The organism is Thauera phenylacetica B4P, from assembly GCF_000310225.1.
GTDB lineage: Bacteria > Pseudomonadota > Gammaproteobacteria > Burkholderiales > Rhodocyclaceae > Thauera > Thauera phenylacetica.
The window spans coordinates 1-421 of sequence record NZ_AMXF01000615.1 but is presented as its reverse complement, the minus strand read 5'-3'; the positions used below and the strand labels follow the sequence as shown (position 1 = coordinate 421).

Here is a 421-nt window from a genome sequence, read left to right as displayed (position 1 = left end):
CCGTCGTGGTGCGGCTTGCGGCAGGAGCCGTGCAGCAGCGCGGCGACGCGCGGCGCGAACACGAAGCCGGGGCGCTCGCGCCCCGGATAGCACAGCTCGGGCGCCCAGTCCTGCCAGCCCAGCCAGGGCGCGGCCGCGTCGTCGGCGGGGGCGAGCTCGAGCGCGTAGCCGATCCAGCGGCTGGCGGGCAGCTCGGCGTCGAGCGCGAAGTCGAGCAGCAGGTAGTGCAGGTGTTCGCCGGCGCGCAGGCTGCGGCATTGCGGGCGCTCGGCGGGGTCGGAAGCGCCGGCGGGGCGGATCTCGCCGCCGCCGTCCGGATGCAGGACGATGCGCGCGCGCAGCGGGCGGGTGCTGGCGAGCCAGAGCACGACCCGGCGCGCCTCGACCCGGCGCAGGATGGGGCCGGCGAGGACGAGGTCGG

At 77.9% G+C, this 421-nt stretch carries 1 protein-coding gene; it reads right to left on the bottom strand.

Features of this window, described 5'->3' with window-relative positions:
* A partial coding sequence (locus C667_RS23965) for a hypothetical protein (RefSeq protein WP_004393082.1) occupies positions 1-421 on the bottom strand: 421 nt, incomplete at both ends.